This window comes from Rhizobium favelukesii, assembly GCF_000577275.2.
Classification (GTDB): domain Bacteria; phylum Pseudomonadota; class Alphaproteobacteria; order Rhizobiales; family Rhizobiaceae; genus Rhizobium; species Rhizobium favelukesii.
This window is the reverse complement of the sequence record NZ_CBYB010000042.1, coordinates 25,767-33,440: the sequence shown is the minus strand read 5'-3', so window position 1 is coordinate 33,440 and position 7,674 is coordinate 25,767. Positions and strand designations below refer to the sequence as shown.

5 protein-coding genes and 3 pseudogenes are annotated in these 7,674 nt (G+C 59.2%); 5 read left to right on the top strand and 3 right to left on the bottom strand.

All coding sequences use genetic code 11. The features are described 5' to 3' along the window. Positions 1-71: 71 nt before the first annotated feature. The 5 genes and pseudogenes from LPU83_RS37660 to LPU83_RS37645 all read left to right on the top strand — a co-directional run. A pseudogene (locus tag LPU83_RS37660) lies at positions 72-634 on the top strand (transposase); the annotation flags it as partial. Positions 635-1,685: 1,051 nt separating this feature from the next. Then, a complete protein-coding gene (locus LPU83_RS37655; protein ID WP_024317977.1) occupies positions 1,686-2,627 on the top strand; it encodes an omptin family outer membrane protease in 942 nt (313 codons plus the stop codon). Between the two features lie 415 nt (positions 2,628-3,042). After that, a pseudogene (locus tag LPU83_RS73860) lies at positions 3,043-3,153 on the top strand (IS110 family RNA-guided transposase); the annotation flags it as partial. Between the two features lie 141 nt (positions 3,154-3,294). Further along, on the top strand, positions 3,295-4,527 hold the full coding sequence (locus LPU83_RS37650) for a cytochrome P450 family protein (protein ID WP_024317976.1): 1,233 nt from the start codon (positions 3,295-3,297) through the stop codon (positions 4,525-4,527). Further along, positions 4,494-4,779, top strand: a pseudogene (locus tag LPU83_RS37645) (cytochrome P450); the annotation flags it as partial. The gene LPU83_RS37650 and the pseudogene LPU83_RS37645, both read left to right, overlap by 34 nt. On the opposite strand, the gene LPU83_RS72745 reads toward LPU83_RS37645, so the two are convergent. From LPU83_RS72745 to LPU83_RS37635, 3 genes are all read right to left on the bottom strand, one after another. After that, positions 4,766-5,083 carry a hypothetical protein gene (locus LPU83_RS72745; RefSeq protein WP_082323296.1) on the bottom strand — a complete coding sequence of 106 codons (318 nt, stop codon included), beginning with the start codon at positions 5,081-5,083 and terminating at the stop codon, positions 4,766-4,768. The pseudogene LPU83_RS37645 and the gene LPU83_RS72745 overlap by 14 nt on opposite strands. 191 nt (positions 5,084-5,274) lie before the next feature. Continuing rightward, positions 5,275-6,483: an aminotransferase class V-fold PLP-dependent enzyme gene (locus tag LPU83_RS37640; RefSeq protein WP_024317974.1), complete on the bottom strand. Its 1,209-nt coding sequence runs from the start codon at positions 6,481-6,483 to the stop codon at positions 5,275-5,277. Positions 6,484-6,642: 159 nt separating this feature from the next. Next, positions 6,643-7,563 (bottom strand): LysR family transcriptional regulator, encoded by a 921-nt coding sequence (locus LPU83_RS37635; RefSeq protein ID WP_024317973.1) that lies wholly within the window; start codon positions 7,561-7,563, stop codon positions 6,643-6,645. Positions 7,564-7,674: the final 111 nt, after the last annotated feature.

Here is a 7,674-nt window from a genome sequence, read left to right as displayed (position 1 = left end):
TGCTGGTCTAGCAGGCTGCTAAAATACCTAGGCCAAAGATTCGACTATCTCCACATTGGCGAGGCGGTTCGATGCACGGGAGCGATGTGTTCATGGAGCAGCTGTTCACGATGAAGCGGTTGGAGGATTTCGTTCCAGCCGATCATCCACTGCGCCCGATCCGGCTGATGGCCAACGAAGCGCTGGTGCGGCTAGACGGCTTGTTTTCTGGCATGTACGCCTGCAGTGCCAAAGGCGGTCGCCCAAGCATTGCGCCGGCAATTGATGGAGCAGGTGCAGTACAACCTGCTGTACCGCTGGTTCATCGGTCTGTCGATGGACGATGCGGTGTGGGTGCCGACGGTGTTCGGCAAGACCCGCGAGCGATTGATCGAACACGATGCGGTGATCGCGCTGTTCAACGAAGTGGTGGAGGTCGCCAATGACCGGGGGCTGGTTGCCGGGCGTACATTTCAGTGTGGATGGCACGTTGATCCGGGCCTGGGCCGGGCACAAGCGTTTCAAGCCCAAGGACGGCGATGACGAGGGCCGCAGCGACTTCCGCGGACAATCGCGCAGCAACCACACGCACGTGCCCACGAGCGATTCGGATGCGCGGCTGTATCGCAAAGGCAGCACGGCCAGCGAGCTGCGAACCGGGGCCTTCGGGTTCGTGCTTTCGACCGCCGCGCCGGTGATGTCGATATCGAAGGTGAGTGTGGCGAGATTGCCGGTCAGGGTGTTGGTTTCGTCGTCGATCTGGATGAAGTTCACGAGGTCGGGCATCGCGGTATCTCCTTTTGCTTGCGTTGTCGATGGACACGACAGAGGACCGGCCGGCCCCAGGCCTGCACCGGCGCCGAAACCAATGCGCTGATCCGGCACCATCGCCGTGGAGATCAGCGGGCCGACGCCGGGAACGCTCATCAGGCGGCGGCAATTCGCCTCGTTCTGGCTGATCTCTTCGATCTTGCGGCGGATTGATGGGTTCATCGAGCCACAGCCATCAGATCGTTCATCCTGGGCGAGAGCTCTCAGATGACAGCAGCTGCACTCGTTGTCGGCTATTCGACAATGTCGGACATGAGACACTGCGCTGTCGGCGTGATCGCGTCGTTTTGACGATTTTCTGGTTTGGCGCAGTAGTTGCTTGGCTAAAGAGAAGTAGCCTAGCACAACCAATAGGAGTTCCTCGATGTACAGCCTCGCCGAACAGGCAGTCGCCACCACGAGATCAATGCCAGCGAAGCTGCCCGCCAGTTGGCATGTGGCCAACCTGTGACCGTCAATCCCACAAGTGGGGACGCCAAAAAATTCACGACGCGGCCACGCGTGACAACAAGGCGCTCGCTCGTCCCGCCGCCTGATGAAGCGCAGCGGTGCGACAGCGTAGAGTGCTTCACGGAAGACCGGTCAGGTTCTGGCCCGGCAATTTCCACACCAGCTTGCAGATCGAGGCTCATCCGTGCCGCGCTCCCGCCCAGTCCCGCAAATTGATCACTCTCCAGCAAAGGACAACGAATGTTTTGCGAATACTTCCATTCCCTGAAGGGGCTGACGCGGTCAGCCTCGCAACGGCAGGCGACACCGGTCCCTCAACACCAGTGGCTTGCGCAGTGGGCAAGTCTGACTCCACACGAAGGGGATCTGAGGCGAAGAAGCTCAGGCTCAAGACGGAGGCGCTGTACGAAAGACGCGGTCAGCTCATGAAGCGCGTCTCCATCAGATCCGTAGCGATCTCCTGTTTTCTGTTCGCTGCCCCATCATTCGCCGCCGCAGACAACGCTTTATTTTCCTCCGACGATGGCAACGTCGTCCTTTTCGGCGATATCGGCCTCGCCAACATCAAGGCCCAGGAATTTTTCTATATCGGCGACCACAAGCTCAGCCAGCTGAACTGGGAAAGCAAGGGGATGACCCTCTTCACGGCTGGTGTCGACGCGCAGATCGACAACGACTGGAGTTTGAAGGGCAGCGTCAAAGTCGGCGCGATCGGCGACGGTCACATGACCGACTACGACTGGATGAGCCTCGGGCACGATGACTGGAGCCAGCGCTCGGTTAGTCCCGATACCGAACTCGATCACTATATCGCCGGATCGATCGAGATCGACCGGATCATCTACGGCAACGAGACCAGCAGTTTTTCGGTCGGCGCCGGTGCCCGCTATACCGACGTCAAATGGACGGCCTATGGCGGCTCCTACGTCTATTCGAGTAATGATTCTTTTCGCGACGTATCCGGGACATTGCCAAGCGGAAAAGGTGTCAGCTACCGGCAACAGATTCCGGTTGGCTTCGTCAGCCTGAGCGGCGAACACGTCCTCGGCGATCTTACCATCAGCGGCGGCATTCAGACCGGCTTGAGCTTCGGCATCAAGGACATCGACGACCATTGGGTGCGCGACAGGCGTTTTAGGAGTGACATGTCTCCGGCACCGATGATCGGCGCCAATGTCGCCGTCAGCTATGCGGTGACGCCAAGTGCTTCGCTTTATCTGTCCGGTTCGTTCGATCGGGTATTTCACAGCCGCGGGGACAGGCAACGTCACAACTTCGCGACAGGCGAAAATAACTTCGGCAAGGATTTCGCCGGGGCCACGTTCGAGGCAATGTCAGTCTCCTTCGGGCTAAAGGGCACGTTTTGACGTGGCCGCGAGGCGCGTAGGTCGGGTCATTCCGCAGATGGTGTTGCAGGTGAACGTGTACCACGTCCATGCTGCGTTCGTTACATTGGAAGATCCCTCCGGCGAAAACCCTTCATGCGGCGATCAGGTATCGACCGCGCAGACAACCGTGCTCCCGGCAAACGTCATCAACAACGCAGCATGAAACAGCGTGTCCGCACATCCACGGTTTCGTACTCGTCCCGGTCGAACGATGCTCGGCGGCGCCATTGTTGTGCATGTCAAAAAGAGCTTGATCAGTGCCTGGCGATTAGATGGGATATTCGGCTTTGCGTCTCAGCATTGACCATTGCGGATTGCAGTCCTGCGCTTCTGGCTGATGGTAAAACGAGGTCATGTCTTTCAACAGCCTCAAACATCAAGGGAGAAGCGCAGCATGAAACGCTATTGTGCACTGGACGTATCGTTGAAAGAGACCGCGGTCTGCATTGTTGACGAGACAGGCAAGATTTGCCGGGAGACGAAAGTTGCCACTCACCCTGAGGAAGCGCCCCTTAGGGGAGAAAGGGGTTAGCGGACAAGATCACGACTAGATTTCCTGTCGGCAGCGTCGTGCAGCCACGGCCTCAGGAGTATCACTGAAGGCAGGGTCAACTTTATCATAATGGTTCTTTAAGGAGTTATTGGCATGCGCGTAGAAAACGATCCTTCTGATGTGATCGGTGTGTCGGTCGCTCCCACGCAACTTGATAATCTGTCTTCTGCGATTCTGCAGCAGGGGGGGATGGCGCGAGTGTCGCTGCCAGGCGATGTGGTGACCTGGGCGGCAGGCGGTCACCAGACGCTCAGCCGGATGCTTTCCGACGAGCGTTTCAACAGGGACTGGCGACAGTGGCGGGCGCTCCAGGACGGCGAGATTCCCGAGAATCATCCGCTGATCGAGATGTGCAAAGTGGACAACATGGTCACGGCGCATGGCGCCGATCACCGGCGCTTGCGCGGCCTGCTGTCCAGAAGCTTCACGCCCAGTCGTATCGCCATGCTGGCGCTACGGATCGAACAATGCGTCGATCGACTCCTAGCCGAGATGGCGCAGCGCGGCGGCAGTGCCGATCTGATGAGCGAGTTCGCCATTCCGCTGCCCACCAACGTGATCGCCGAACTGTTCGGTTTGCCGGACGAACAGCGCGAGGAGATCGTCGCGCTCACCTACAGCCGGGCTAACACCTCCGCGACAGCCGCAGAGGTGCGACAGACGCGGCAGCGCATCCCGGAGTTCTTCCGTCGCCTGATCGCGCTCAAGCGGGGCCAGCTCGGCGACGATCTGGCTTCGGCCCTAATCCTCGCGCGCGACAACGGCGAGCTCGTTTCCGACACCGAGCTCATCGACATGCTGTTCATGGTGCTCTCTGCGGGCTTCGTGACCACCACCGGCGTCATCGGCAATGGCGTGCTGGCATTGCTGACGCATCCGCAGCAACTGCACCTGGTGCGCAGCGGCCAAGTTCCGTGGTCACAGGCGATCGAGGAGATCCTGCGCTGGGGCAGCGCAGTGGCCAATCTGCCGTTCCGCTATGCCACCCAGGACGTGGAGATCGACGGATGCACGGTCCGCCGCGGCGACGCCGTCCTGATGGCATTCCATGCGGCGAACCGGGACGAAAAGGCCTTCGGTCCCGGCGCCGACAGGTTCGATGTCACCCGGCGGCACAACCCGCACCTGTCGTTCGGCAAGGGGCCGCATTTCTGCCTGGGCGCTGCGCTGGCGCGCCTGGAATTGCGCTGCACCTTCACCGCGCTGTTCGGACGGCTGGAGGATCTGGCGCTGACCATCGCCGCGGAGGACGTCGTCTACATGCCGTCTTACGTCATTCGCTGCCCGCAGCGCCTGCCGGTCACCTTCCGCCCTTCCATCGCTTAGAGAGTGCGGCACTCACCCCGGATTCGGTGATTCTCGGTTCGCCGGGGTGGCTGGTCTCGCACGAGGGGGCGAGCACGACCGGTTACACACGATCGTGGCGCCGGCCTTCCAACGGCAGAGTGAAGCTGCTCGCGCAGCAGGTCGAGGCGAATGCCGCGCAGTTGTTCGAGCCGCTGGCGGCCCAGCCCCAGCCCGCCGACCTGCGGCGCCACCTCTCCTTCGCTTCCGGCAATGGTCATCAGCGCGCTGATGGACGAATGCGCAAGCACGAACTGCTGAGCGAAGCCGAGCGGGAACAACTACCGGGATTCCCGGCGGACCGTGACGACCTGGCCCGCTTTACACCTTTGAGCCCGGCGACCTCGATCTGATCCGGCGTCGCCGAGAGGGCCGCAATCGTGACGTTGCTCGCCGAGTAACCGACGGCCGCAAAGACGCCCTCCGTGATGTGAATGACTTCCTTCCTGAACTCGGCGGAACTCGCGCGGAGTTGCTCACGACCTGCGAACTCGTCTGCGACAGCGGACGACGAGAGGCCAACAGTCGATAGGGTCATCAAAGCTAATCCTCGTAACTCAACGTGAATTTCCCCGGAAGGAGCGGCTGTCGATTCATGCCACTGCGCGTTAGAAGCCCGTCATGGCTTGATCCCTTCTGCTTGGCAAGCTATCACGACTGGATGCGAGATGGCGCGTCAGCTGCCTCGCAATTTTTTCTGCGAGCTGCTTCATCCGTCAGTCTAGCAGATTAGCTACGGGCAAGGCTGGCCATCGCCTCGAGGAAGGCATCGATCTCTTCCTCGGTATTATAATAATGTGGCGACGCTCGTACGACAGGCGGAAGCTGTCGCTCATGGGCATCAACCGGTGTACTGGAGGGCGGGGAAACCGAGACGTTGATTCCTTTGCCAGTCAGATAAGCCATGACGGCTGGCGAGTCCCAGCCGCTAACGGTGAATGAGATGATGGAAGCAAGCGGCGCCCCCAGATCATGTACGGTTACGGCATGCATCCCTCTCAGGCCCTCGCGAAGCTTGGATGAAAGGTGGTTGCAACGCTCCTCGATGTTTTCAACCCCAATGGCGAGCGCGTAATCCACTGCCGCCCGCAGGCCGAGACGAACCGAATAGTTCTTCTCCCACGTTTCAAAGCGTCTCGCATCGGGTCGCAATTCGTATCGATTAGGCGCAGTCCAGGGCGCGCCGTAGAGGTCGATCATCGCTGGCTCGATCGTCTCCAGGACGGATTTGCGCATGTACATGAAACCCGTTCCCCGCGGCGCACGGAGAAACTTCCTACCAGTGGCCGTAAGGATGTCGCAGCCCAGCGACTTAACATCGATCGCGGTTTGGCCCGCAGCTTGGCATGCGTCGAGCAGATAGAGAATGCCGGTTTCTCGTGCTATTCGACCGATCGCTGCTGCTGGATTGATAAGTCCGTCGTTCGTCGGGATCCAGGTGACTGCTATCAACCGAACGCGCTCATCAATCATTTTCGCCAGCGCGTCGGGATCGAGGACGCCAGACGCGTCATTCGGAATGACTTCGATCGAAACGCCGGTACGCTTGGCAACCTGGAGAAAGGCGACGTAGTTGGCTGCAAATTCGGCACTTGCCGTCAGGATCCGGTCCCCAGGTCCAAAAGAGAGGGAGTAAAACGCGCGCTGCCAGGCGATCGTCGCGTTTTCAGCTATCGCTATCTCGTCGCGAGAGCAGTTTACGAAAGTGGCCAAGCTGTCATAGGCTCCCTCTAACAAGGAGTTGGCCTCCGCTGCCGCCTCGTAACCTCCGATTTCGCCCTCCCGGCTCAGGTACCCAATCACTGCATCGATCACCGGGCTCGGCATCAGCGCCGCCCCAGCATTGTTCAGATGGTTTCTGTTCTCTGTGCCGGGGGTATCAGCACGCAGACGAGGGAGGTCCAAAGTCTTGGGAGCGTCGCGGCTTATTTCCGACATGAGGGATTCCTTCCTTTGATCGAACCAACAATCTTGTTGACGCAATTGGCATGGTCGCGGAAGGCGATACTTTCGCAACCTGCTGTGCAGAAATGGGCGCCGTTGTATGGACGCTTGCCAGGTCGGCTGTAGCTCTGCGAGCAGTCCATTTGCGAAACTTCACGAAGACCAGGGTGCGTTTCTCAGAAGTCGTTGTTCGTCTCGACGAACCAGCTTTTTCAGGAACTGCTTTACGGCTCTCACTCTCGGGAGATAAGCCAAGTCCTGATGTGCCGACATCCAGATCTCACGTTCGCCGCTCAACTCGTCGAGCACTGGAACGAGACCGAGGTTCAGACTGCGTGCGAATTCGGGAAGGGCTACTATTCCTGCGCCCGCAGACGCTGCGAACATCTGCGACATCATGCTGTTTGAGCTGAACGCGATTTTTGGGGCGGGTACCAGTTCCTCCAGCCATAGAACGCTTTCGAGCTGGACCAGCTCCTCGATATAGCCGACGAATCGGTGGTTGCTAAGATCCGCCGCGTCAGAGGGAACGCCATTGCGCTTCAGGTAGGCCTGCGAAGCGAACAAGCCGGTCTTGAACCGTCCGATCAGCTGACTGTCGAGAGAAGTTCCGTGGGGTTTGAAGAAGCTTAGGAACAGATCGGCTTCCCGGCGAGCGACCCGAACCGTTTGCGGTGATGTTACAAGCTCAAGGTCAAGATCAGGGTATCGGCTACTGAGTTCAACGAGGCGCTCTGAGAGATAAAGCGTTGCGATGCCCTCCATAGTGGCTAATCTGACTGTGCCGCGAATTTCGTCACGATTGCACACGTCGCTTCGAAGCGCATTCACGCCGTTCTCGATTTCCTCCGCTCGCCGCATTGTAACCAGCCCGGCCGCTGTCAGCAAAAGTCCGTCCTTGGTCCGTTCGACGAGTGCGCCGCCAACCGTGTATTCCAGACGAGCAAGCCGACGAGATACGGTGGAGTGGCTGACTTTCAGTTCCCGGGCTGCTCCGGTCACGCTCTTGCACCGGACGACGATGAGGAAGAGTTTGGGATCGTCCCAATCAAGATGGTCGATTGCAGTCGCCATAGTATCCCGGTCTATTTTTGCACAGCGTAGTCCATCCTATTCGGATTGGCGCGCAAATTCGTTCTGTTAGTTTCGAACGGCTGTAAAGCTGAACGTGCAGCGTACAATGAA